Annotated in this window: 20 protein-coding genes and 2 pseudogenes; 18 read left to right on the plus strand and 4 right to left on the minus strand. The window is 38.4% G+C overall.

Going from position 1 to position 25,155, the window contains the following annotated elements:
• The first annotated feature begins 29 nt into the window (after positions 1-29).
• The 8 genes and pseudogenes from ACN6NE_RS18885 to ACN6NE_RS18920 all read left to right on the plus strand — a co-directional run bounded on the left by ACN6NE_RS18885 (position 30) and on the right by ACN6NE_RS18920 (position 10,867).
• Positions 30-2,816: a sigma-54-dependent transcriptional regulator gene (locus tag ACN6NE_RS18885; protein ID WP_474326510.1), complete on the plus strand. Its 2,787-nt coding sequence runs from the start codon at positions 30-32 to the stop codon at positions 2,814-2,816.
• A 254-nt stretch (positions 2,817-3,070) separates the two neighbouring features.
• Positions 3,071-3,511, plus strand: coding sequence for a mannose/fructose/sorbose PTS transporter subunit IIA (locus ACN6NE_RS18890; protein WP_474326513.1), 441 nt, complete (start codon positions 3,071-3,073; stop codon positions 3,509-3,511).
• Complete coding sequence (locus ACN6NE_RS18895) at positions 3,508-4,002, plus strand: PTS sugar transporter subunit IIB (protein ID WP_474326516.1); 495 nt, start codon at positions 3,508-3,510, stop codon at positions 4,000-4,002. The genes ACN6NE_RS18890 and ACN6NE_RS18895 overlap by 4 nt, the downstream gene beginning before the upstream one ends.
• 12 nt (positions 4,003-4,014) lie before the next feature.
• On the plus strand, positions 4,015-4,824 hold the full coding sequence (locus ACN6NE_RS18900) for a PTS mannose/fructose/sorbose transporter subunit IIC (protein WP_028408130.1): 810 nt from the start codon (positions 4,015-4,017) through the stop codon (positions 4,822-4,824).
• Positions 4,825-4,850: 26 nt separating this feature from the next.
• A complete protein-coding gene (locus ACN6NE_RS18905) occupies positions 4,851-5,678 on the plus strand; it encodes a mannose/fructose/sorbose PTS transporter subunit IID (RefSeq protein ID WP_013056298.1) in 828 nt (275 codons plus the stop codon).
• An 84-nt stretch (positions 5,679-5,762) separates the two neighbouring features.
• Complete coding sequence (locus ACN6NE_RS18910) at positions 5,763-9,338, plus strand: glycoside hydrolase family 32 protein (protein WP_474326520.1); 3,576 nt, start codon at positions 5,763-5,765, stop codon at positions 9,336-9,338.
• Positions 9,339-9,532: 194 nt separating this feature from the next.
• Positions 9,533-10,328: pseudogene (gene map, locus ACN6NE_RS18915) on the plus strand (type I methionyl aminopeptidase).
• Positions 10,329-10,558: 230 nt separating this feature from the next.
• Positions 10,559-10,867 (plus strand): DUF5634 family protein, encoded by a 309-nt coding sequence (locus tag ACN6NE_RS18920; RefSeq protein ID WP_129707450.1) that lies wholly within the window; start codon positions 10,559-10,561, stop codon positions 10,865-10,867.
• A gap of 856 nt (positions 10,868-11,723) precedes the next feature.
• Here ACN6NE_RS18920 and ACN6NE_RS18925 read toward each other — a convergent pair.
• The gene (locus ACN6NE_RS18925) at positions 11,724-12,197 is read right to left on the minus strand and encodes a YbaK/EbsC family protein (protein ID WP_129707452.1); all 474 of its coding nucleotides are present in this window, start codon (positions 12,195-12,197) and stop codon (positions 11,724-11,726) included.
• 317 nt (positions 12,198-12,514) lie between these two features.
• Between ACN6NE_RS18925 and ACN6NE_RS18930 the strand changes: the two genes are divergently transcribed.
• The 6 genes from ACN6NE_RS18930 to ACN6NE_RS18955 all read left to right on the plus strand — a co-directional run bounded on the left by ACN6NE_RS18930 (position 12,515) and on the right by ACN6NE_RS18955 (position 19,409).
• Complete coding sequence (locus tag ACN6NE_RS18930) at positions 12,515-12,706, plus strand: hypothetical protein (protein ID WP_474326523.1); 192 nt, start codon at positions 12,515-12,517, stop codon at positions 12,704-12,706.
• Positions 12,707-12,743: 37 nt separating this feature from the next.
• The gene (locus tag ACN6NE_RS18935; protein WP_129707453.1) at positions 12,744-13,568 is read left to right on the plus strand and encodes an aldo/keto reductase; all 825 of its coding nucleotides are present in this window, start codon (positions 12,744-12,746) and stop codon (positions 13,566-13,568) included.
• 354 nt (positions 13,569-13,922) lie between these two features.
• Complete coding sequence (gene hutH / locus ACN6NE_RS18940) at positions 13,923-15,434, plus strand: histidine ammonia-lyase (protein WP_474326667.1); 1,512 nt, start codon at positions 13,923-13,925, stop codon at positions 15,432-15,434.
• Between the two features lie 49 nt (positions 15,435-15,483).
• Entirely contained in the window at positions 15,484-17,145 is a 1,662-nt protein-coding gene (hutU, locus tag ACN6NE_RS18945) for a urocanate hydratase (RefSeq protein ID WP_474326527.1), read from the plus strand.
• A gap of 16 nt (positions 17,146-17,161) precedes the next feature.
• Entirely contained in the window at positions 17,162-18,451 is a 1,290-nt protein-coding gene (gene hutI / locus ACN6NE_RS18950; protein ID WP_129707457.1) for an imidazolonepropionase, read from the plus strand.
• Complete coding sequence (locus ACN6NE_RS18955; protein WP_129707459.1) at positions 18,426-19,409, plus strand: agmatinase family protein; 984 nt, start codon at positions 18,426-18,428, stop codon at positions 19,407-19,409. Before hutI ends, ACN6NE_RS18955 begins: the two co-directional genes overlap by 26 nt.
• Before the next feature lie 160 nt (positions 19,410-19,569).
• Here the strand turns inward: ACN6NE_RS18955 and ACN6NE_RS18960 are convergent, their stop codons facing one another.
• Positions 19,570-20,505 (minus strand): nucleoside hydrolase, encoded by a 936-nt coding sequence (locus ACN6NE_RS18960; protein ID WP_129707461.1) that lies wholly within the window; start codon positions 20,503-20,505, stop codon positions 19,570-19,572.
• A gap of 33 nt (positions 20,506-20,538) precedes the next feature.
• Positions 20,539-20,856, minus strand: a complete 318-nt coding sequence (locus tag ACN6NE_RS18965) for an isocitrate/isopropylmalate family dehydrogenase (RefSeq protein ID WP_438616520.1) — start codon at positions 20,854-20,856, stop codon at positions 20,539-20,541.
• A gap of 419 nt (positions 20,857-21,275) precedes the next feature.
• Here ACN6NE_RS18965 and ACN6NE_RS18970 point away from each other — a divergent pair, with 419 nt between their 5' ends.
• Positions 21,276-22,544 (plus strand): MFS transporter, encoded by a 1,269-nt coding sequence (locus tag ACN6NE_RS18970; RefSeq protein ID WP_474326531.1) that lies wholly within the window; start codon positions 21,276-21,278, stop codon positions 22,542-22,544.
• The gene (locus ACN6NE_RS18975; RefSeq protein WP_474326534.1) at positions 22,544-22,936 is read left to right on the plus strand and encodes a MerR family transcriptional regulator; all 393 of its coding nucleotides are present in this window, start codon (positions 22,544-22,546) and stop codon (positions 22,934-22,936) included. The genes ACN6NE_RS18970 and ACN6NE_RS18975 overlap by 1 nt, the downstream gene beginning before the upstream one ends.
• Positions 22,937-23,048: 112 nt before the next feature.
• Here the strand turns inward: ACN6NE_RS18975 and ACN6NE_RS18980 are convergent, their stop codons facing one another.
• A complete protein-coding gene (locus tag ACN6NE_RS18980) occupies positions 23,049-23,795 on the minus strand; it encodes a phosphorylase family protein (RefSeq protein WP_474326536.1) in 747 nt (248 codons plus the stop codon).
• A 284-nt stretch (positions 23,796-24,079) separates the two neighbouring features.
• Here ACN6NE_RS18980 and ACN6NE_RS18985 point away from each other — a divergent pair.
• Both ACN6NE_RS18985 and ACN6NE_RS18990 read left to right on the plus strand, forming a co-directional pair.
• Positions 24,080-24,710: pseudogene (locus ACN6NE_RS18985) on the plus strand (GNAT family N-acetyltransferase).
• Positions 24,697-25,146, plus strand: coding sequence for a GNAT family N-acetyltransferase (locus ACN6NE_RS18990; protein WP_474326539.1), 450 nt, complete (start codon positions 24,697-24,699; stop codon positions 25,144-25,146). The pseudogene ACN6NE_RS18985 and the gene ACN6NE_RS18990 overlap by 14 nt, the downstream one beginning before the upstream one ends.
• The last annotated feature ends 9 nt before the right edge of the window (positions 25,147-25,155 follow it).

The following is a 25,155-nucleotide window of genomic DNA, read 5'->3' on the forward strand; positions in this document are numbered from 1 at the left end:
TTAACTGAAAATAAAGAAGGTGCTTCTTAATGAAACGAATTGATAAGGTATACAATCAGCTGTTGAGTAATTTTCAGGAGTTTACAGAAGTAGAACTTTTACATAAACAAGGAAGCTCAGCGGTTGAAATTGCTGAACAGTTAGGTTTAGAGAGATCTAATGTAAGTCTTGAACTGAACAAACTTGTCCGCATGCAAAAAGTAATTAAAATTAAAATGTTCCCCGTTCGCTACGCTCCGCTAGAGGTTGTCGAAACAATTTTTCGTCAAAAGTGGGATACCAATAAGATGGAAGTGGAAAAACTAGAGCAGCTATCTAATGGGGGAAAAGAAGAAGCACTTCCTGCTAATCCTTTTGAATTAATGATTGGAGCCACAGGCAGTTTGAAAAAATCGATTTCTCAAGCAAAAGCTGCTGTTCTTTACCCGCCCAATGGGTTACATATGCTGCTATTAGGTCCCACGGGATCAGGCAAATCTCTTTTTGCGAAACGAATCTATCAATTTGCTTTATATTCAAAGAGGTTAAAAACAGGGGCCCCGTTCATTACCTTTAACTGCGCTGATTATTACCACAATCCTCAATTACTTCTTTCTCAGTTATTTGGTCATAAGCAAGGGAGTTTCACTGGAGCAACTGAAAGTAAAGTAGGTTTAGTAGAACAAGCAAATGAAGGCATTCTCTTTATGGATGAAATACACCGGCTTCCTCCTGAAGGTCAAGAAATGCTTTTTTACCTCATTGATCAAGGTACGTACAATCGCTTAGGGGAAACAGATCATAAGCGAACGTCTAAGGTATTAATTATTTGTGCTACAACTGAAAATCCCGGTTCAGCCTTACTGCAAACTTTCTTAAGAAGAATTCCGATGACTATCCATATTCCCTCATTAGAAGAGAGGTCTTTAAAAGAAAAAATTCGCCTCACCACGTTTCTTTTAGAACAAGAGGCTAAACGAATTAATAAAAAGCTAAGTGTCCACATTGATGTATTAAATGCTTTAATCCACACTGAAAAATTCGGGAATGTAGGGCAGTTAAAGTCGAATGTGCAGCTCGTTTGCGCGCACGGATTTTTAAATAACCTTGATAGTAAACATATGGTGGAACTTACAGTGCGAGATCTGCCTGATGATATTAAACGAGATTGGATTTCGAATAGTAAAAATATGGAGCGCAGCAAAAAAATTTCTGAATATGTAAACCTTAAAACGATTATCTCCCCGGCTATGGAGAGCCAAGAAATAAAAATGGAGGAAGACGTATCATTTAATTTATATCAGTTAATAGAAGAAAAAGTAGATGTTTTAACAAAAGAAGGTTTATCTCAAGAAGACATCAATCAGTATATTCTTACCGACATTCATTTGAATGTTCGAAGCTTTTTTAATCAAAAAAATGGCCAGAGCTCTAATTTAATGAAATTCGTAGAAGACGACGTGATTCAGCTTACAAAAGAATTAAAACATTTGGCTGAAAAAGAATTGAACTGTAAATTTGATCGCAGGTTTATTCATTTTTTAAGTATGCATATGGAATCCTTTTTAAAACGAAAAAAACAAGTAGACGTATTAAATACAAAGGAGATAGATGAAATTCGCGAAACATATCCAAAAGAATATGCGGTAGCCCTGCTTTTTAAAAATCGAATTGAAAAGTGGTTTAATATTGTCGTGCCAGAAATAGAAGTCATTTATCTCACCATGGTTATTCAATCCATTCGAACGTTAGAAGAAAATAAGCGAGTAGGGATTGTAGTTGCTGCACATGGAAACAGCACGGCCACTTCTATGGTAGAAGTGGCTACGGAGCTTTTAGGGAGCACTCCTATTATAGCTATTGATGTGCCTTTGACGGTATCTCCAGTCGAAATTGTAGATAGGTTAATCCAGGGAATTAAGAAAGTAGATGAAGGAGAAGGCGTATTAATGCTTGTGGACATGGGCTCGCTTGCCATGTTAGAAAGCAAGTTAGAACAAAAAACAGGGACTAAGATTAAAACAATCAGCAACGTGACGACATCTATGGTGTTAGACACCGTTAGAAAAGTAAATTATTTAGACTTAAATTTATATGCCATATTTGATTCGGTGCAAAAAGACTTTATGGAATTTATAGATAAGCAGCAGCATGTGTTTGGAAAAAAGAAAGCCCTTGTTTCTATTTGTACAACAGGAAGCGGTACAGCAAAACAATTAGAAAAAATCTTAACGATTATTTCACGCAAAGTATCTCAAGAGCCTATTAAAATTCTAACCGTTTCTTCTATTAAATTAGCAGCAAATATTCGAGAAATTCAAAAAGAATATGAAATTGTTGCAACGGCAGGTACTAAAAATCCAAGGATTGATGCGCCTCATGTATCATTAGAAGTCCTCATTGAAGGGCAGGGAGAGCGAATACTTCAACAGGCAATTACAAAAGAAACGCTACGCTATGATGACGAGAAAACCGAAGCGAATATTGTGGTGCGTGAACTTTGCGAAGAAAACTTGCGAAAGTACCTTCTATTTATTAATCCGTACCTCATAAGTGAAATTTTGTTAGAGTGGTTAAGTCATGTACAAGATGAGTTAGAAATGGAATTAAGCAACACTGTTATGATTCGAATTGTGATGCATACAGCCTTTGCTTTAGAAAGAATGATAAAAAATGAACCTCTTACTTTTCCGGAGGATGAAGAAATCACTCACCAAGTAGAAAATATTTATCAAAAAACGGAAAAAACATTACAAGCCGTCGAAAAAAAGCTGAAACTTACCTTAACAAGAGATGAAAAATTATTTATTGCCACCATTTTTGCGGATGAAATGTAAAAATCATATTATAATTCTGAGAAACTAGTTTGATTTATATGCCACTAGTTTCTTTTTTTATCCAAGTTTTTAAATAACAGAAGAACCTGTATTAAAACGTATCGCGTTTTGATACAGGTTTATTTATTGTAAGGAACCTGTATCAACAAAAAAGAAAAAGGCATTGAAAAATAAATGAAAGCGCTTAATACTCTTTGTTGGCACGATACTTGCAATAAATAAGTGTAGAACATAAAAGAGAGGAGCAAGTGTACATGATTTCAGTTATTATTAGTGGCCATGGTGATTTCGCGCCAGCATTAGAAGGGTCTTCCAAAATGATATTTGGAGAAGAGAATCACGTAGTAGCCGTACCTTTTCTAAAGGGAGAGGGTATCCAAACTCTTGAAGAAAAATATAAGCAGGCGCTAGAGGAAATGCCTTTAGAAAATGAAGTGCTTTTTCTAGTCGATATTTTCGGAGGGACTCCCTATAATGCAGCTACTCCATATATCCTTAGAAATAAAACAGCGGATATGGTATCCGGCGTCAACTTGCCTATGTTATTAGAAGTTTTAGCGATGCGGGAACACGTTACGTTAAAAGAGATGCTAGGAAGACTAAAGCAAGTGAATGAAGAAAGCTTTCAAGTATGCAGTGAACATTTAGAAAAAATCCAGCAAACAAACCAAATCGGAGAGGATGGATTATTATGAAAATCGTTTTAGCAAGAATTGATGACCGCTTTATTCATGGGCAGGTATTAACAAGATGGATCAAAACAAATGCAGCGGATCGAATTATTATTGTTTCAGATGAGGTGGCAGCGGATGAAATGAGAAAAACGCTGATTCTTTCTGTAGCTCCTTCGAATGTAAAAGCAAGTGCTGTCTCGATTTCTAAAATGACAAAAGCCTTTCATAGTCCGCGTTATCAGGATACAACAGCCATGCTGCTGTTTGAAAATCCCGCAGACATTGCCGCTCTTGTTCAAGCTGGAGTGCCTATTGAGACAGTAAACGTAGGTGGCATGCGTTTTGCTAATGACCGAAAACAAATCACCAAATCTGTAAGCGTTACCGAAAAAGATATCGATGCTTTTGAGAAACTGCAGGAACTAGGTGTAAAGCTTGAGCTGCGCCAATTACCTTCAGATTCTAGTGAAAATTTTATTCAACTACTGAGAAACGAAACAAAAATCAAATAAGGAGATGAGTTTATGTCTTCCATACAAATTATTTTATTATTAGTCATTGCAGCGGTAACTGGCATCGCGAGCGTGTTGGACGAAGGGCAATCCCATCGTCCTCTCATTGCCTGCACGTTAGTAGGCTTGGTGCTTGGAGATTTAAAAACGGGCATTATTTTAGGTGGAACGCTGGAATTAATGGCTCTTGGATGGATGAATGTTGGATTGGCGATGGCACCTGATACGGCTATTGCTTCTGTTATTTCAACCATTTTGGTTATTACAGCTGGTCAAGGTATTGGTGAAGGCATTGCAGTGGCCATAGCTCTAGCAGCTGCAGGGCAAGTGCTCACTATTTTTGTCCGTACCATCACAGTATTTTTAATTCATCGAGCTGATAAGTATGCGGAAGAAGGAAACTTTAAAGGAATTGAAATTATGCATATTACTGCTATGGGTTTTCAGGCTCTCCGCGTTATGATTCCAACTTTAATTGTTACATTAATCAGCGTAAGCGCCGTACAAACTTTCCTGGGAAATATTCCGGAAGTTATTACGAAAGGTCTGCAAATTGGAGGAGGCATTATCGTGGTCGTTGGATATGCCATGGTTATCAATATGATGAATATTCCTCATTTAAAGCCTTTTTTCTATATCGGTTTCTTATTAGCGGCATTTACAGGGTTTAACCTGGTAGGATTTGGGGCGTTAGGTCTTTGTTTAGCACTTCTTTATCAGCAAGTAATGCAGCAGCGAAATCAAATGCAGCCGGCAGGCGTTCCCGCAGCTACAGGGAGCGAACAAGTATATGATGATGACGATGATGATTTAGATGCCTAAACGGCGAACTTAAGGGAGGGATAGAGATGGAAAATGAAAAAAGATTAACGAAAAAAGACATCTTTAGCATGTTTATTCGCTCGAATTTTTTACTCGGTTCATTTAACTTTGAGCGTGTTCAGGCAATGGGCTACTGTTATGTTATGATTCCAGCAATCAAACGTTTATACGGACCAGGGGCACAGCGAAATGCAGCACTAAAGCGGCATTTAGAATGGTTCAATACACATCCATGGATTTCTGCACCTATATTCGGCGTCACGGCAGCAATGGAAGAAGAAATGGCAAACAAAAAAGATTTTGATGAAAAAGCCATCAGCGGAATGAAAATTGGATTAATGGGACCGCTTGCTGGCGTAGGAGACCCTATTTTCTGGGGAACGCTGCGACCAGTCCTCGCAGCACTAGGAGCATCTCTTGCGTTAGGCGGGAATATTGCCGGGCCACTGCTGTTTTTCATCTTAATTAATGCAATTCGATTAAGTACAAAATATTATGGATTAAAATATGGCTATTTAAAAGGAACAGAAATTTTAAAAGATTTAGTAGGCAATCGAATTCAAAAACTGACGGAAGGTGCGTCCATTTTAGGACTCTTCGTAATGGGAGCGTTGGTTTCGAAATGGACCACTATTAATATACCAGTGGTTGTTTCTAGGATCAAAGATGATTCTGGTAAAGTTGTGGTAAAAACCGTGCAAGACGTACTTGATAGTATTCTACCGGGGCTGCTTCCTTTAGCGCTAACTTTATTAGTAGCATGGATGCTTCGAAAAGGTACAAATCCGCTGCTTATTATTTTCGGTATTTTCCTAATAGGTATAGGAGGCTATTGGATCGGCTTTTTAGGGTGAAAAATAAGGAGTCCCATATGCTTCTAAAAGCTGCTGGTGAAAATGTTCCACATAACCAGTATGCAAATAAAGGAGGAAAGGAAGATGAAAAGAACCGTCAAAAAGATATTGATGATTGGAGTCGCTTGTTCCATAAGCTTATTTTCTGCATACCCTGTATTAGCTGATGATACGGGGTATTATCAAGAAAAATACCGGAATCAATTTCATTTTTCTCCAGAAGCAAACTGGATGAACGATCCAAATGGAATGGTCTATTATAACGGAGAGTATCACCTTTTTTATCAGTATTATCCTTACGGTACCACTTGGGGACCTATGCACTGGGGGCATGCAGTTAGTACAGATTTAGTGAAATGGAAACACCTGCCGATTGCTCTTTCTCCAGACGAGAACGGAGAGATTTTTTCAGGAAGTGCCGTTATCGATTGGAATAATACCGCAGGGTTTGGAAAAGAAGCAATGGTAGCTATCTTTACACACTCGGGCAGCAAAGGACAAGTGCAGAGTCTAGCATACAGCAAGGACAGCGGAAGAACGTGGACCAAGTATGAAGGAAATCCTGTTATGCCGAATCCCCCAGTTCCTGACTGGCGCGACCCAAAAGTGTTTTGGCACGACCAAACCAAGCAGTGGGTGATGTCTTTAGCTGCTAAAGATAAAATTATGTTTTATACATCACCTGACTTGAAAAATTGGAAATACGCAAGTGAGTTTGGACCTGATGGAGGCATCCAAGCAAACGGTCAAAGTGGTGCCTACTCATATACTTTATCCGAACAAAAAGGTCAGTCCTTTACTCTAGAGGGGGAAATTACGCTTGTAGAAAAGAATGGACGCGCAGGCGCAGGCGGTCTTGTTTTTCGTTCTAATAAAGACGCAACAAACGCATATACCGTCAATTTAGATGCAGAAAAGAACCTCTTAACACTTAACAAAGTAGAGAAAGGAAACGTAACGACCGTTGTTTCAAAGTCGATGAGGCTTGATACATCACAAGCATATCATGTAAAAGTAGAAGCAAACAGTCACTACTTTAAGGTACTGCTAAATGGAAAACAGGTTCTAGAAGGCAGTGATGCATCTTTTGAAAATGGTCAATTTGGATTAACAGCATGGAATTCCACAGCTGTCTTTCGTCATGTTAAATTTACGAATCAATCTAATTTTATAACCAATCTATCTAACTGGAAACCTGTTACGGGAACGTGGAATGATACTGCTGCTGGAAAAATCGGTAAATCTGACAGTGATGGATATATCATGAGTGAAGAACAGGGAGATCAGTTCATTTTTAAGTCAAATATGACATTTTTAGATGCAAATGGTTCAGGTGCACTACTCTTTCGAGCAGACGCAGAAGCCAAAAACGGATATATAGCTAGCGTGGATGCTTCTAAGGATACAATCAAACTAGTAAAGCTTCAAAATGGCATTTCAACTGTCCTTGCCGAAACAAGCGAAAAAATTGATACGAGCAAGTCACATCAAGTAAAAGTAACTGCATCGGGAAATAAACTTGATTTGTATATAGACGATAAATTCACCCTTACTGCAAAAGATGAAACTTTTTCAAAAGGATTGTTTGGATTACATGTTCATCAATCTTCAGTCCGGTTTCAAGATGTTAACATGACCAAGTTTATTGATACAAATGAAAAGGAAATTAAAAATAAAAGTTTTGAAACAGGCGATCTCACCGGCTGGAAAACGATAAAAGGAAATGCATTCACAAACGATCATGTAACGGATGCAACCGCAAATTGGAGCGGCCTCTTTGAACAAAAAGGAAAGTATCATTTATGGGGGTTTTCCGATAAGCAAGATGGCGATAATGCCACTGGAGAATTACATTCATCTTATTTTAAATTGAGCGGCTCAGGTGAAATCAATTTATTAATGGGAGGCGGAAACGACCCCGCAAACCGCTATGTCTCCTTAGTCAGGGCATCTGACGATAAAGAATTGATTCGTCAAGCAAATACAAAGTTTGCAGATGAAAAGTATCAGCGCTACGTATGGGATGCTTCTAAGTATATAGGAGAAGTGCTGTACATTAAAGCCGTTGATCAAGCTGTAGGCGGATGGGGGCATATTAATCTAGATGATGTTAATGTATTTAATACAGAAAAAATGCCGGAGAAAGTAGACAGTGTAGCAAAAGAACCGGAGGAAGTTAAACAAAGGGAAAGCGGAGAGCTTTCAGATTGGAATACTGTGTCAGGAGAATGGGTGAAATCAACTCATGGAAGCAACGGAGGGATTTGGGAGTGTCCTACTTTACTCGAACTGCCGGTTGATGGAGACAGCACAAAGAAAAAATGGGTGCTGCAGGTCAGTATCAATGATGGAGCGGCAGCTGGAGGTTCAGGTATGCAGTACTTTGTTGGTGATTTTGACGGAAAAACATTTAAAAATGAAAACCCGCCAGAGGAAGTGCGTTGGACAGATTATGGTGCCGACTTTTATGCTGCTGTAGATTGGAGCGGAGTTGAAGGAGATAACGGAGAAAAGTATTGGCTAGGCTGGATGAGCAACTGGCAATATGCAAATAATACCCCAACTACTACTTGGAGAAGCTCTATGTCAATTCCAAGAAAAATAGAACTAACCAACACAGCAAAAGGGCTTCGTTTAAAACAAATACCTGTTTCAATTGATTCAATTCGCAATAAGCAAGAAAAAAAGGTGTTAAAAAATCTGATGGTCGTTGAAAATAAAAACCTTCTTTCAGGCATACAGGAAAACAAATATGAAATTATTGCAGAATTCGATGTTTCAAATACAGATGCACAAGAATTTGGTTTTCAAATTCAAAAAGAAGGCAGTGAAAATACAAAAGTCAGCTATAACGTAAACAAGCAGCGATTATTTGTTGACCGAACAAACTCTGGAAGTTTTGATTTTGGTGAAAATGTGAAAGGCAAACACTCTGCTTCCATGCTTCCAAAAGACGGAAAGGTTAAGCTTCATATGTTTGTAGACCAGTCATCTGTAGAAGTATTTGGTAATGACGGCACGGAAGTAATAACAGATCAGCTCTTTCCAACGCTTTCAAGCAATAAAATAAGGCTTTATAGCAAAGGAGGAGCTGTGAAATTGAATTCCCTGAAGATGTATCCATTAAAATCTATTTGGAATAAAAGTCCTGTTGAGACAAACTTATCAGGGTGGAAAAGCATTAGCGGACTATGGGCCGATACGATTAATGGAAAACAAGGACGAAGCAAAGAAGATGCTTTTGCTTTATCATCAGAAAAAGCAAAGAATTTTATATATGAGGCAAAGATAAAGGTGTTAGACGATCCTGTTTCAAATTCTACAGGAGCAGGATCGCTAGTATTCCGTTCGGATGAACAGGCAAATAACGCTTACGCTGCGAATGTAGATGTGCTTAATAATCAAGTAAAACTCATTGCGTTTAGAGACGGAATAGGCAAGGATCTCATTATTTACGATGATGGGGGAAAGTTGGATTTAAAGACAAATACGGATTATCGCTTGAAAGTAACGGCTGAAGGAGAACACATTCAAGTTTATCTCGATGATAAGCTTGTGATTGATGCAGTGGACCATACCTTTTCAGAAGGCTATGCAGGGTTGAATGTGTGGAATTCTACTAGTTTGTTTAATGAAGTGAAGTTTGAAACAGTCGATTAAGAGATTGTGAAAGCTTCTGCTTATTTGAGGGAGCTTTTATATAACATAAAAAATCATGCTGCGGTGAAGTAGCATGATTTTTTGAATTTCATAGGTTAATGAAGAGGATTTTGACATATGATAAATATCTTACTAGTCTAATTAATCGTACATTTTAGTTCTTAAAAGGTCTTTTGAAAAATCCTCATAAAAATATGATAAAATCGGATAGGATATATATTTCGAGGAAGGAAAGTGTTTTTTATGATTATTGGTAACGAACAAGATTTAGAAAGTTTACGCAAAATTGGGCGCATCGTTGCACTTGCGCGCGAAGAGATGAAAAACCAAGCAAAAGCAGGCATGACAACAAAAGAGCTTGATATGATCGGTAAAAAAATATTGGATGAACACGGTGCTACTTCTGCACCTGAAAAAGAATATAATTTCCCAGGTGTAACGTGCATTAGTGTAAACGAAGAAGTGGCTCACGGTATTCCGGGAGATCGAGTATTAAAAGATGGCGATTTAGTAAATGTGGATGTATCTGCCGTACTTGATGGCTATTATTCAGATACGGGTATTTCATTTGTTATTGGGCAAGACGAAGAAAAAGAAAAGCTTTGCCAAGCTGCAGTTGATGCATTTTGGGCAGCCATGAAAAAAGTAAAAGCTGGTTCAAAACAAAACCAAATTGGTCGTGCTGTCTCTAACTTTGCACACAAAAACGGATACGCTGTTATTGAAAACTTAACGGGTCACGGTGTTGGCCGCAGCTTGCATGACACTCCTAACCATATTTTAAACTATTATGATCCAATGGATAAAGCCCTTTTGAAAAAAGGCCTTGTTATTGCTGTAGAGCCGTTTATCTCTATGAAAGCTGATCATATCATTGAACGCGGAGACGACGGCTGGACGTTTGTTACGCCAGATAATAGTCTTGTAGCACAATGTGAACATACGATTGTTGTAACAAACGGTGAACCGATTATTTTAACTGAACTATAATCAAGTTTCGCACATCTTCTTATTTCTATAGATTCCATTAATTAATAAAAAGCTACTTCACTTAGCAATGTTTTTTCATTGTGTTATAGTGAGGTGGCTTTTTTGATTTATTATGAAATGAATAATGATCATATTGATTTGCTTTGTTCAGATAACGTTTGAAAGATAGTGTAATTGAATATGCTCAAGGGAATGCTAAACATAAATCAAAATGAAAAGGGGTATAAAATGTGGAATATGTAGGAAGAGAAGCGATTGTAAGCGAACTGACTCATCGTATGGATGACATTTTAAACAAATATAACCTTCAAGGCGTCTCTGTATATGAAGAAGAAGGAGAAGGGAATCACTATTATCTTGGCTACACAGTAAAAAAGAATGATCATGTGTTTATGCTTAACAGACCTTATCTAAAAGATAAAAACGGGAAACTAGCAGTAGAAAAGCAAGAATGGACTCTTCAAGGTAATGAAGGAGAAACAAATGGATATGCTTCACTTGAAGATGCATTTCAACAAATTGATCAAATCATACATTAAATACATTTGATCAATTTCACTGCGAGTGTTTTTCTTTGCCTACGTGAGGATTAGCAAAAGAGGCACTAATAGCTGGCGTGCTTCTTTCGCTTATAGTATCTAAATTTTCTTTGCTATAAAGTCTAAAAAATTTTTTTTTTAGGTTTTACTATATAAATACAGGGTACACATATAGTACAGCAGCTATCGTGTAAATGGTTGTTGTGAAAGGTTAAATACTTAGCATATGAAGGGACTGATTAGTTTTGAAAGGCTTAACAGCGACTTCAGCAAATGTATTACCGCAAATTGAAAGTAGATATTCGTATCTCACGTAAGGCACTTTGGTTATGAACCGATATACGTAACGAAAGGGCCTGACTAGGCAAACAAAGGAAAGACTGAATCAACGAGAAGAAGCCTGCATCTAAAAATGTAGGCTTCTTCTTTTTTACAGATGAAACTAAGATGATGAATGAGTACATAGCGGGTATAAATTAAAAAGATTCACATTCAATCAATTTTCTGTGCGCGTTTTTCTTGAAAAAAGGTTATAAGTTGAAGATACTGTATATAACTATGTAAAAGAATTTTTGAATACAAAATAGTAAATCTGCTTGAGGTGAAAATGATGAGAAAAGCAAATAAAAGTGAATTTCTGTGGAATACGTTAGACGGCTGGCTTTTTATCCCTAGGAACATTCCTTTACTATTTCTTTTTGTATTTCTCTTAGGGGTTTCTTACCTAGGTTGGGTTAAGCTGTTTCATAAATTCGTTTAGATACACCAATGAGCTGAAACAAAAAACTGTTTCAGCTTGTTGGCGTGCTGATTGATTTATTTATTTTATGTATAGCTGTACCGTAATTTACCTAAATTATTCATTCCATCCTTTGCATACATCAACCCACTTTAAGCATTTCGAAAATTCTTCTAGTTCGGTTATTGTTAATTCGATTGTACTATTTCCACTTCCGCAGGCGGGGAAAACGGTGACAAAACGTTTCAGAGATTCATCTAGATACACGTGAACACCTTCATTAACGGCAAACGGGCATACTCCGCCTACAGCATGACCAATCAGCGTTTCTACTTCACTTGCTCCAAGCATTTTTGCTTTGGTTCCGAACTCTTCTTTGTATTTTCGGTTATCAATTTTTGCATCTCCTGCTGCCACAATCAATAGAACAGTTCCTTCTGCGTTAAAAGAAAGACTTTTTGCGATCCGTTGCGGCTCACATTTTAAAGCTTGCGCTGCCAGTTCTACAGTAGCACTGGACGCATCCATTTCAATAATTCGATTCTCCATGCCATATTGTTTAAAATAGGCTTTTACTCTTTCAATCGCCATTTTTTATATCCATTCCTTTCGTTAATTCTTGCAAATATGTATGATTGCCTTACAGAGAATATACAGTTTCTCTTTGAAATAAAAAAATTCTTATTATTTTGTATATACGGAAATTATACACAACTTCGCAGTTAAAAGCACATATTCGTTTTAATTAAAAAAGTTACGTAGGTAAAGTATTTTTAGCTTATTGAAGCAGGATTACGGAACCCTTTGACGAATGTAACTATGTCGGCTGCGAAAACATAGGCATTAGAACAAAAGATAAATGATGAAATTGAAAAGGCGCAAACGTTCTAGTGAAATGAGGAGAAGGAATGCCAAATTTACACACTGTCGTCAGTTTCTTTAGCAGTACATGTATGGCAACGATGAGTATGATTTATTTGTTTTCCCTTGTGCCGCGCGCATGGTCTTTTAAATTTCGATTTGGAGCCATGATTATAGGAATCCCAGTCGGCATTATAATGAGCCAGGTTGCTATGCTGATCGGCTGGCACCATCATTAAAACCTTGAACTTTTTAACAAAAAAGGAGACATGTAAAATGAATATTGTCACATTAAACAACGGTTTAAAAATGCCTCAGCTTGGATTTGGCGTATGGCAAGTAGAAGACAACCAAGCAGCAGCTGCAGTGTCAAAAGCAATTGAAGTTGGATATACCTCTATTGACACAGCTATGATTTATAAAAATGAAGAAGGAGTAGGTCAAGCGATTAAAGAATCTTCTGTTCCTCGGGAAGAGCTGTTTATTACAACAAAAGTTTGGAACAGCGACCAAGGCTATGAAAATGCACTACGTGCGTTTGATGAAAGCTTAGAACGATTAGGACTTGATTATGTCGATTTATATTTGATTCACTGGCCTACTCCTCAATATGATGAGTATGTGGAGACGTATAAAGCATTAGAAAAGCTTTATCACGATGGAAAAGTAAAAGCAATTGGCGTCTGCAACTTTGAAATTGAGCATTTGGAGCGCTTGTTAAATGAATGTGACGTAACGCCTGTTTTAAACCAAATTGAGTGCCATCCGTATCTTGCTCAAAATGAATTAAAAGAGTTTTGCGCCAAACATAATATTTTCGTGGAAGCATGGAGCCCTCTTGATCAAGGAGGAGAAGTGTTACAAGACGAGATTATTCAAAAAATTGCTGAAGTACATAGCAAAACTCCGGCTCAAGTTGTATTGCGCTGGCACTTACAGAACAACACAATTGTCATCCCTAAATCAGTTACACCGTCTAGAATAGAAGAAAACTTTAACGTGTTTGATTTTGAACTCACTGCCGATGATATGGCAGAGATTAATGGGTTAAACAGCAATCGCCGCAAAGGTCCGCACCCAAGTGACATGAACGTCCGATAACGTTTGAAAAATAAAATGGTGCAGCCGTGAATCATCGCTGCTATAAGAAATAATGAGTTTGTTTCAGATTATTTAAAATTTTCTTAAAAAATAATTGACAAATGATTAATTCAGCGTAATACTTAGTGTAGGTACCCTAGTTGCTTTAAGTTGTACAGCTTAAAGTGTATAGTGATTTAGTGATTTAGCGATTGTATGTATAAGTGAAATACTGATTATTAATAAAAGCCCAGAGTGTAAGTAGGTTAGTTTATAGGGGGCTATATCAAAAGGAGCTTGTTTCCTCTTTGATATAGCCCCTTTTTGTGTTCAAAAAGAAAAGGTAGTCTACAGTTTAACAAGGGAGCGGGTATGATGTTTATTCAAATTGATGGAAATTTACTGACGTTCGACCAAATTTACAAAGTTATTTACCAAGGATACTCCGTGAAAATTAGCGATCACGCAGTTGAACATATACAAAAAAGCAGAACATTAGTTGAAGAGAGTATTACGAACAACAACGTAATTTACGGAGTCAATACGGGATTTGGAAAATTTAGCGATACGGTTATTTCAAAAACAGACTTAGCTGATCTGCAGATTAACCTAATTCGCAGTCATGCCTGCGGACTAGGAGAACCATTCTCGTTAGAAGTAAGCAGAGTCATGCTGCTTTTACGAGCGAACGCATTAGCTAAAGGGTATTCAGGCATACGACTGGAAACCTTGCAGCTTCTTATCGATTGCTTAAACCAAAACGTAGTGCCGGTTATCCCGAGTCAAGGTTCGCTTGGAGCTAGCGGTGACTTAGCTCCATTATCACATCTAGCGCTGCTGCTAGTTGGAGAAGGGGAAGCTGTATATAATGGTCAGCGAATGCAAGGAGAAGAAGCTTTAAAGCTAGCGGGGCTTGAACCTATACAATTACAGGCGAAAGAAGGGCTAGCTTTGATTAACGGCACTCAGGCAATGACGGCAGTAGGAGTAGTTTCGTATCTTGAAGCTCAAAAGCTCGCTGATCTTGCGGACGGAATTGCAGCACTAACATTAGAAGGTCTGCAAGGTATTGTAGAAGCATTCATGCCCGAGTCTCATGCAGTAAGACCTTATCGCGAACAACAGCAGGTAGCTGCCCGAATTCTTTCGTACTTAGAAGGCAGTCAATTAACTACTTCTCAAGGTCAAATAAGAGTGCAAGATGCTTATTCACTGCGCTGTATTCCTCAAGTTCATGGTGCTATTTATCAAGTTTTAAATTATGTAAAAGAAAAGCTTTTAATTGAGATTAATTCAGCAACTGATAACCCGCTCATCTTTGCTGACAGCGGCAAAGTAATTTCTGGAGGGAATTTTCACGGGCAGCCCATTGCGTTTGCTATGGATTTTCTAGGGATTGCAATGGCGGAGCTTGGGAATATTTCTGAACGGCGCATTGAACGAATAGTAAACCCTCAGCTTAGCGGGCTGCCCGCATTTTTAAGTGCAGATCCAGGTTTAGAGTCCGGACTCATGATTACTCAATACGCTGCAGCTTCATTAGTTTCCGAAAATAAAGTATTAGCGCATCCATCAAGTGTTGATTCTATCCCATCTTCAGCAAATCAAGAAGATCATGTCAGCATGGGAACGACTGCTGCACGTCATGCTTATCAAATTATCCAAAATACACGAAGAGTTCTATCGATTGAAGCAATTTGTGCGGCTCAAGCAGCCGATATTCAAGGAGTGGATAAACTTGCTTCAGAAACAAGAAAAATTTATTCAAGAATTAGAAAAACCGTACCAACCATTATTAAAGATCGAATTTTCTCGCGTGATATTGAGGCGTTAGCAGCTGATTTCAAAACTTTTGTGCAAGATACTAATTATGAACTAGCGCTGTAATAAAAAGTTAGTTTAACAGTTTTTCATTTTTATAGAGGAGGAAAACAAAATGGAGACAAAACAAAGTGGAATAAAAGCACCTCGTGGAACAGAACTAACGACAAAAGGCTGGGTACAAGAAGCTGCTCTTCGTATGCTTCTAAACAATTTAGATTCCGAAGTAGCCGAGCATCCGAAAAAGTTAGTCGTATACGGAGGGATCGGAAAAGCAGCCCGTAACTGGGAGGCGTTCGATCGTATTGTAGATACGTTAAAAGAATTAGAAGAAGATGAAACGCTTCTCATACAGTCTGGCAAGCCGGTTGCGGTTTTTAAAACACACAGTGATGCGCCGCGTGTTTTATTAGCAAATTCAAATCTTGTTCCTGCTTTTGCGAATTGGGAGACGTTCCATGAGCTCGATAAAAAAGGGCTCATGATGTACGGGCAAATGACTGCAGGAAGCTGGATTTATATCGGAAGCCAAGGCATTGTTCAAGGAACGTATGAAACATTTGCTGAGTGTGCCAACCAGCATTTTAACGGAAGTTTGAAAGGAACGATTACGGTAACAGCTGGATTAGGAGGAATGGGAGGTGCACAGCCACTAGCCGTTACGATGGCAGGCGGCGTTGTAATTGGAATTGATGTTGATCGCACCCGTATTGAAAAACGTATCGAAACAAAGTATTGCGATACGGTAGTCGAAAGCGTAGCTGAAGCCATCACGTTAGCTGAAGATGCAAAAAGATTGGGCAAAGCGCTTTCCATTGGATTAGTTGGAAATGCAGCCGAGATTCTTCCTGAGATGATAAAGCGAGGATTTATCCCAGATGTTGTGACAGATCAAACATCGGCACATGATCCGCTTAACGGATATTTGCCGATTGGAGTCAGCTTAGCAGAAGGAGAAAGATTGCGGAATACAAATCCAAATGAATATATAAAACAATCAAAAGCAAGTATGGCTATTCACGTTCAAGCCATATTAGAGATGCAAAGAAAAGGCGCGGTTGCTTTTGACTATGGTAATAATATTCGCCAAGTGGCGCTCGATGAAGGTGTCACGAATGCATTTGATTTCCCGGGATTTGTCCCAGCGTACATCCGTCCACAGTTCTGTGAAGGAAAAGGACCGTTTCGATGGGTCGCTTTGTCAGGAAACCCAGAGGATATTTATAAAACAGATGAAGTCATTTTACGTGAGTTTTCGGATAATACGCATCTTTGCAACTGGATTAAAATGGCGAGAGAAAAAATTGAGTTTCAAGGATTGCCGGCTCGTATCTGCTGGCTAGGCTACGGAGAAAGAGCGCGCTTTGGAAAAATTATTAATGACATGGTAGCAAACGGAGAGCTGTCAGCGCCTATTGTTATTGGCAGAGATCATCTAGATGCCGGTTCTGTGGCTTCGCCAAATCGTGAGACTGAAGCAATGAAAGATGGCAGTGATGCAGTAGCAGACTGGCCTATTTTGAATGCATTAGTCAATACGGCAGCAGGCGCAAGCTGGGTATCTGTTCACCACGGAGGAGGAGTCGGTATGGGGTATTCTCTTCACGCTGGAATGGTTGTAGTAGCAGACGGGACGGAAGATGCCGCCAAACGTCTAGAACGTGTTTTAACAACAGACCCAGGCATGGGTGTTGTTCGTCATGTAGACGCCGGCTATGATAAGGCCATTCAAACTGCAAAAGAAAAAGGAATGCAAATTCCCGCGTTAAATGAATAAAAAAGGAGGAATACGTATGACTATTACGTATATCAAATGCGCTGCACAAGTCATTACGATTAAAGGAGGAAGTCAGCCTAGACGAGCGGAAGAAATGTCAGAGCTAGGCATCATTGAAAACGGCAGCGTACTCGTGAAAAATGGAAGAATTGTATTTGTTGGGCCTGACGTCAAAGCGCAGGAATATCTTGAACAGATTCAGGAACAGGTTCATGTAATTGATGCCTCAGGAAAAATTGTAACGCCTGGGTTGATTGATCCCCACACTCACCTTGTGTTTGGCGGCAGTCGTGAAAAAGAATTAGAAATGCGCTTAAACGGAGCAAAGTATATTGATATTTTAAAAGCGGGAGGAGGAATTTTACAAACAACCGTTAGTACACGACAAGCAACAGAAGAGGAGCTAATCAAGCAATCTACAAAACGTTTAAATAAATTTCTGCAGTACGGAGTTACAACTGTCGAAGCAAAAAGCGGGTACGGTTTAAATCTTAAAGATGAAATCAAACAATTAAAAGTAGCGAAGAAACTGAATGAACAGCATCCAGTAGATGTTGTTTCAACTTTTATGGGAGCTCATGCGGTGCCAGTTGAGTACAAAGAAAATGGGGATGAGTTTGTTCAACTTGTTATCGAAGAAATGATACCAATCGTTGCAAAAGAAGAGCTAGCGGAGTTTTGTGATGTGTTTTGTGAAGAAGGCGTGTTTACAGTTGAACAGTCAGAGCGTATTTTACAAGCTGGAAAAGCATACGGACTAAAACCTAAAATCCACGCTGATGAAATTGTTTCTTTTGGCGGTGCAGAATTAGCGGCTAAAGTGGGAGCTGTGTCCGCGGATCATTTACTAAAAGCATCGGATCAAGGAATTAAACAAATGGCTGAAAGTGGAGTTATAGCCGTCCTACTGCCGGGTACTGCATTCTTTTTAATAGAAGAGCCGGCGCGTGCTAGAAAAATAATCGAAGCAGGAGTGCCTGTTGCTTTATCAACAGATCGAAACCCGGGTTCTTCTCCTACGGAATCGCTGCCGTTTATTATGAATTTAGCTTGTTTAACGATGAAGATGACGCCAGCAGAAGTGTTAACGGCCTGTACGATTAATGCAGCTCACGCCATTTGCAAAGGGGAACAAATCGGAAGCATTGAAGTAGGTAAAAAAGCCGATTTAGTGCTATTTGACGCTCCAAATTATCAAACGCTGCAGTATAACTATGCGGTAAATCTTGTAGATACGGTATTAAAAGATGGAAAAGTAGTGGTTGAAGGCGGTGTTTTGCATGAACTATCCGTACCCACAGCTTGATCGTCCACTTTTTTGCTGGCAGCGTCAAAGCACTCATGACCCAAAAGTAAGCGACTGGATTCAAACAGTTGAAGATGGGAGCAACTTTGACTTTACACCAATAGATATTACGGTCTTAGGGGTGCCTCTTTCAAGGTCTTCCATTAGCGCTTCTGGAGCCAGTGAGACGCCAATGGCCATGAGGAAGCTCTGGAAATCCTTTAACCCGTATCATATTGAGTATGATACGGATTTAACTTCCCTGTCAGTTTTAGACTTAGGAGACGTTAAACAGCATGTAACGGATATAGAGAAATCCCATCAGCATATAAAAGAAGCGATGATGTCTATGCGGAAATATCATCCGCATGCGCTGCCTGTTATGCTTGGAGGAGACCACTCTATTACAGCTATGTTAGTAAAAGGATGGCAAGCGTCACATCCCGAACAGAAGATAGGGATTTTACAGTTTGATACGCACTTTGACTTACGCAGCTTAGAAGATAACGGTCCTTCTAACGGAACACCTATACGAAATTTAATTGAAAGCAACACGATTGATGCAAGACATGTATGGAATATCGGACTTCACGGGTTTTATAACTCAAAATCGTTAAAGGAATATGCAGATAGCAAAGGCGTTCATTATGTAACGTTACTGCAAGCAAGAAAAGCGGGAATAGCTCATACGGTGAAAGAAGCACTAAAACAGCTGAGTAAAGAGGTAGATATAATTTATTTAACAGTTGATATGGACGTGTTAGATATTGCTTACGCACCGGGAGTTCCAGCAGGAACGACAGGCGGAATGACGACAGATGAGTTGTTTGAAGCAGTATACACTGCGGGGAGTCATCCGCTTGTTCAAGCAATGGATATTGTATGCCTAGACCCGCTGCGTGATGTAAGAGAAATTACCGTGAAAGCAGGCGTACACGTGTTTTTGAATTTTTTAACGGGCGTTGCAAACAGAAAGTAAGGAAATGTTATTGTCGCTTCAATCATTACGGTAATGCTCAATCAAAAAGCGAAAAGAACAGCTAGATAGTATGAATAAACGTAAGACAGCACCAGCAAGTCACCAATTCAGCTATGGTGCTGCCTCTCGTTTATAAAGTTTATTTTCTAAATGAACATTACTAAGCTGTATATGATTTAAGAGCTGCAAGCATCAGATCCCAAAACCCATCCACATCAAGGGTTAAACCAAACTTCGCATTCGCTTTCCTTCCTGTAACTCCAAGTAAATCAACTGAAGTTGTTCCAGACGTGTATTCTCCGCGTGTTTCTACTACAATATTAACTTCTTTGAGCGTAAATAGTTCTGGAGCTATACAATAAGCAACGGTCAATACATCGTGAACGGGAGGGCCGTCAAAGCCAAACGTTTCCTTATAAGTAGATTTAAAAAATGCTAATAATTCACCCACTTTTTTTGCTACGTTATTATCAATGTTCATCACTTGGTTAATAACATTATCTGTTGCAACGGCTTGATGCGTAATATCTAACCCCATTACTACGAGTGGGATGCTGCTATCAAACACTTTTTTAGCAGCTTCTGGATCTGCCCAAATATTAAACTCAGCCGTTGGCGTCCAGTTTCCGAAGGTTCCACCGCCCATAAGGATAATCTCTTCAATGTTTTCTTTAATTTCTGGAGCTTTCATTAAAGCTAAGGCAATGTTTGTCAAAGGACCGGTGGGCAAAAGCGTAACGGGATCTTCTGACTCTTTTACGATTCTTACAATTGTATCTACTCCATGTTCGTCACTCCAGCTGCGGGACAGAGGAGGGAACTCAGGACCATCTAACCCTGAGTCACCGTGTATGCTAGGCGCGTTTTCACGCGTGCGAATCATTGGTTCGCTTGCTCCTTTTGAGACAACCACGTTATGTAAAGATACTAAATCACACACTTTCAAAGCGTTCACTGTCGTTTTTTCTATTTCTGCGTTTCCTGAAACAGTTGTGATCGCTAAAATATCTAATTCTGGTCGTGCGGCAGCTAAAATAATTGCAATGGCATCATCATGACCTGGATCACAGTCCATAATAATCTTTCTTTTTTTCATTATGATCACCTCTATAGAATGGATAAATTGCTGTTAATGTTGCAGGGATTTTATTTTTTCTAAAATATCTTCTGTAAACTCCGACGTAGAGGCATGTCCGCCTAAATCTTTTGTTTTTACTTCATCTTGGAGTGTTTGATAAAGTGCGTGTTCTACTGTGGTAGCCACTTCTGTAAGTTTACGATCTACATGTTTTTCAGCCAGCCATTTCAGTAGCATGACCGCTGAAGAGATAATACCGGTTGGGTTTGCTATGTTCAGACCTGCGATATCTGGCGCAGAACCATGAGCTGCTTGTGCCATAGCGATGACCTGCTTTTTAATATTTTTCTTACGTTTAGCTTTTTTCATAAAGTTCTCCTCCTTTAATAAGTGTTCATAGATGAACATGCAAGTTTTATACCAACTTATTAAAGAGCTAAAACACTTTAAAAGAAGGGCTTTTGAAAAAAATTCGTATGATATAGGTTATTTATGGGTTGTTATTAAATTGTTTTATACCCAAAAATGACGAGATTGACTCTCACTTGGATGTCTAATAGTGAAAAGAAAATTGTAAAAGGTATATTACAAGATTAAATCCCTCATTGAAAAATAACATTTAAAAACTTAAAATTATAATAGAAAGGAAAAACAAGGATAAAAAAAGGCTGCCGGAATGGCACTTTATTTGTTTAAAAGACCTTCATTCTACCAATATCTTCGTCTCTTAAATGTTTTCTACTAACATTTTTACGCAGAAAAAATTATACACGAGAGGATCTGTCAAAATGAACAAACAGGAAAGTAGCTACAGATGGGTTGTTTTTGGAACCGCTTTATTAGCATATTATTTGATTGTCAGTCAACGAACAGCCCCTGGACTTATTACAGAACAGTTAATGAAAGATTTTCACGTTTCAGCGTCCGTTATAGGACTGATGACGAGTATACAATTTTTGGCGTATGCAGGCCTTCAGATTCCTGTTGGCTTACTTTCTGACCGATACGGTCCAAATCGATTTCTTATCATCGGATCGCTTTTAACCGGAATAGGAAGTCTCATCTACAGTACGTCTCCCAACGAATATGTCTTAATTTTCTCTCGTTTGCTAGTCGGTACCGGAGACTCTATGATTTTTGTCAATTTAGTATTAATTTTAAGTCAGTGGTTCAAAGGAAATGAATTTGTAAAGCTGTTAGGTTTAATTGGTCTGGTAGGAAGTGTAGGTTCATTATCAGCTACGGTGCCTTTATCTATGTGGATTTCCTTTTCAGGCTGGAGAGTTCCTTTTCTTAGCATAGGTCTGGTTTTAATGGCGGTATCTTATCTGCTTTATGTCGTTTTAGTCGTAAAACCTAAACGATTATTTGTAGATGATGCTAAAGCAAATAAAGCCTCTGCCAAGACTCAAGAAAGCGTATGGGCGATCCTAAGAAGGGTAATGACGACTCGCCAAGCATGGGCAACATTTCTTTGTCATTTTGGTGTAGTAGGTACATATATCGGTTTTATTGGCTCTTGGGGAGTTCCTTATGGAATGAATGTGTTCCATTTATCTCGCGCTGATGCAAGTCAGCTTATCATGTATGGTCTGTTTGGCGCTATGATTGGCGGACCTTTAATCAGCTGGATAACAAGCAGGTTAAACTCCATCAAAAAAATCTATTCACTTGTTCATTTTATTGTAGTGCTTAGCTGGACTGGATTATTATTATCCGGAGTGAAACCTTCCTTCATGCTAGTCGTTATTTTGCTTTTTATCATCGGCTTTGGAAACGGCGCAAGCGCTTTGACATTTGCCGTAGTACGTCAATCTTTCTCAGTAAAAGAAGTAGGGGTTGTATCAGGTTTTGCTAATATGGGAGGTTTTTTAAGCGCCGTATTATTACCTAGTATTTTCGGAAATGTCCTTGATTTATTCCCTGAGCGCTCGCTGCAGATCGGGTATCATTATGCTTTTATGATTCCTATTTTGTTTTCAATGATGGGGTTGTTAGGTGTCTTACTAATTAAAGAAAAAGGAAAAAAGGAGCAGAAGGTGCTGAATGCTTCTTAATGTCTTATACAATGAGAGTGAGAGACATGCAAGAAAAAACGGGGCTGTCTGCGTCTACATTGCGCTACTACGAAAAGGAAGCCATTTTACCGTTTGTTGAACAAAATGAACATGATCAGCGCTCATACACGGATCAGAATATCGAGTGGGTCAAGTTTATTTTAGCACTGCGCGCAACAGGGATGCCTCTTGCTGAAATCAAGCAGTATGTAGAGTCATATAAAAAAGGCGAAAGTACCATCAGCGAACGTAGAAACATAATGCTTCAGCATAAAAAGAAAGTGGAAGCAGACATGTCGCAAACCTACTTGCATTTAGAACGAATTAATTACAAATTAGCGCTGTATGATACGTTGGAAGCCGGTTTAAATAATAAACAAATAAAAATTTAAATGCTGATAATAAAGAGGCTCCTCTTTATACACAAGCTATAGACCTCAGGTGTGAAAAGCTATGAAACGAACAAAACAAGATAACTGCACAGTTATCTTGTTTTGTTCTATTCTAATATATACTGCTTAAATAAAGAGCCACATCGCGAATTGCTTTATCAGTTTCACTTTCTATTAACTCTCTGTCCTTTGTATACGAATAAAGAGTATCGCCGTGAAGAAGGTGGTCTGATAAATTTAATAAGCCGACAGCGCGCTTATTAAATTTATGAGAAATGGCTAAAGTGGTAGCTGTCTCCATATCCACGCCGAGAAAACCTGCAAGCGACCATTCTTTTACCATGTCATGCGTCTCAATAAGCATCGCACCCATACTGACCACATGCCCTTTTATATAGCTGTAGCCTTTTTGTTCACAATATCTACAGGCGGCTTCCACTATCTCTTTGTCAGCTTCTACAAGTGTTTGTTCTGGTAAATACCAGTGTGATACCCCATCTTGCATTTGTGCTGCAGATACAATTAAGATATCACCATATTGTATAGTAGAAGATAAGCCTCCAAAATATCCTGTTTGAATAAATAAGTCGGTTCCGCTGCCGGCAAATTGATGTACAATGTTTGATGCCATCGAACTACCGTATACATTTGCAAATCCTATATTTCTGCTTTTAAACTTTCCTATTACCGTGTTCCATTTAGGCATATGAACATTAGTAGATAAAATTTTATTCCATAAGTTTATATTATCTTGGAATTCCCACTCACCATGAATAATGAATGCATTAGGCAGCTCTTTTTCTGATAGCTTTAATACGTTTAGCCAATCTTCTTTTTCAAAATCCCCATACAGCTTCATCTTTTTCTCCTCATTTTCGCATTTAGACTAGTTAGAAAAGAATTCTTCCTTATTAGCTTTCATTCCTTTAATTTTTAGAATTACCAAATATAAAATAAATGACGGTTCTGATTCAAAAATGAAGTTATGGGTGCTTTTTTACTCATTTCTCGACAAATATTTAGGATTAAAAAGGAATTCAGTAATAATAAAAGAAATTCCTTACTAACGCTTATTTAAATTAGATAAAGCTGTGAGAAAAGCTCCGTTTAGTTAATGAATGAATAAGAGGAGGGAAGGTACAGGTGTCAAATTATTTTCTCATAATTAAAACAAAAAGGCTTATCCTAAGGGAAATTGTAGCAGAAGACGCAGGCAATATTTTGAAATACCTATCAGATAAAGAAGTAATGAAACACTGCGGTCTAGAGCCTTTTACAACGGTTGAGGATGCTTTAAATGAGATTGCGTGGTATAAATCAATCTTAAACAAAAGATCTGGAATAAGATGGGGTATTACTCTTAAAGAACAGGGTGACATTATTGGCAGCTGCGGGTTTCTTAATCGAGTTCATGACCATTACCGTACGGAAATTGGTTATGAATTAGCTAGAGACTACTGGGGAAATGGAATTGCTAGTGAGGCATTAGCCGCTATCATAAAATATGGGTTTACACATTTTAACTTACGGAGAATTGAAGCTTTAATAGAGCCTGCTAATGTTCCTTCACAAAATTTAATAAAAAAACACGGTTTTGTAGAAGAAGTTTTATTAAGAAGCTATGAATTTACGTGTGGAAAATTTGATGATTTATATATATTCTTTATTAAAGCAAGACTTTGAGAAGCTTCAAGCCCATGAATATTTAGAAAACGGTATTAAAAATACAAATAGCATGATGACAGATAAGGAGAAGATGTATGGCCCATTTTAAATTTGACATTGTTCACTGTCATCTTCAATTTGCTGAGGCAACGGTAAAAATGTGGAGGGATAGTAAAGAAAAAGCGATTGGACAAAAAGAAATGCACAGTTTTGACCGTCATGTTTATTTTTTAAAGTATATACTGTCAGCACACTATAAAATTGAATTAGCGTTAATAGATGAACAAATAGTAGGAATGGTTGCTTATAACGCCGACGAAATTAGCCAGCTGTACGTTCATGTAGATTATCAAAGAAGGGGAATCGGACAACATTTACTTGAAAGAGCCAAAACAGAATCAAATGGAAAATTAACATTACGTACATTTGAACGAAATAAAAATGCCCAGCGATTTTACGAGCATCACGGCTTCAGTATTATAAAAAGAGGATGTGAAAATGAAGAGAAACTGCCCGATATTACATATGAATGGACAAATAAATGAAAAATAAGT

This window comes from Priestia sp. 53B2, from assembly GCF_056099005.1.

Bases quoted from the DNA above. Each gene is read 5' to 3' on its own strand.
- ACN6NE_RS18935 (WP_129707453.1), top strand. From the start codon at position 12,744: ATGAATATTGTCACATTAAACAACGGTTTAAAAATGCCTCAGCTTGGA.
- ACN6NE_RS18925 (WP_129707452.1), bottom strand. From the start codon at position 12,197: ATGGCGATTGAAAGAGTAAAAGCCTATTTTAAACAATATGGCATGGAG.
- ACN6NE_RS18895 (WP_474326516.1), top strand. From the start codon at position 3,508: ATGAAAATCGTTTTAGCAAGAATTGATGACCGCTTTATTCATGGGCAG.
- ACN6NE_RS18905 (WP_013056298.1), top strand. From the start codon at position 4,851: ATGGAAAATGAAAAAAGATTAACGAAAAAAGACATCTTTAGCATGTTT.
- hutI (WP_129707457.1), top strand. From the start codon at position 17,162: ATGACTATTACGTATATCAAATGCGCTGCACAAGTCATTACGATTAAA.
- ACN6NE_RS18970 (WP_474326531.1), top strand. From the start codon at position 21,276: ATGAACAAACAGGAAAGTAGCTACAGATGGGTTGTTTTTGGAACCGCT.
- ACN6NE_RS18960 (WP_129707461.1), bottom strand. From the start codon at position 20,505: ATGAAAAAAAGAAAGATTATTATGGACTGTGATCCAGGTCATGATGAT.
- ACN6NE_RS18930 (WP_474326523.1), top strand. From the start codon at position 12,515: ATGCCAAATTTACACACTGTCGTCAGTTTCTTTAGCAGTACATGTATG.
- ACN6NE_RS18900 (WP_028408130.1), top strand. From the start codon at position 4,015: ATGTCTTCCATACAAATTATTTTATTATTAGTCATTGCAGCGGTAACT.
- ACN6NE_RS18890 (WP_474326513.1), top strand. From the start codon at position 3,071: ATGATTTCAGTTATTATTAGTGGCCATGGTGATTTCGCGCCAGCATTA.
- ACN6NE_RS18990 (WP_474326539.1), top strand. From the start codon at position 24,697: ATGGCCCATTTTAAATTTGACATTGTTCACTGTCATCTTCAATTTGCT.
- ACN6NE_RS18910 (WP_474326520.1), top strand. From the start codon at position 5,763: ATGAAAAGAACCGTCAAAAAGATATTGATGATTGGAGTCGCTTGTTCC.
- ACN6NE_RS18885 (WP_474326510.1), top strand. From the start codon at position 30: ATGAAACGAATTGATAAGGTATACAATCAGCTGTTGAGTAATTTTCAG.
- hutU (WP_474326527.1), top strand. From the start codon at position 15,484: ATGGAGACAAAACAAAGTGGAATAAAAGCACCTCGTGGAACAGAACTA.
- ACN6NE_RS18980 (WP_474326536.1), bottom strand. From the start codon at position 23,795: ATGAAGCTGTATGGGGATTTTGAAAAAGAAGATTGGCTAAACGTATTA.
- hutH (WP_474326667.1), top strand. From the start codon at position 13,923: ATGTTTATTCAAATTGATGGAAATTTACTGACGTTCGACCAAATTTAC.
- ACN6NE_RS18965 (WP_438616520.1), bottom strand. From the start codon at position 20,856: ATGAAAAAAGCTAAACGTAAGAAAAATATTAAAAAGCAGGTCATCGCT.
- ACN6NE_RS18975 (WP_474326534.1), top strand. From the start codon at position 22,544: ATGTCTTATACAATGAGAGTGAGAGACATGCAAGAAAAAACGGGGCTG.
- ACN6NE_RS18955 (WP_129707459.1), top strand. From the start codon at position 18,426: ATGAACTATCCGTACCCACAGCTTGATCGTCCACTTTTTTGCTGGCAG.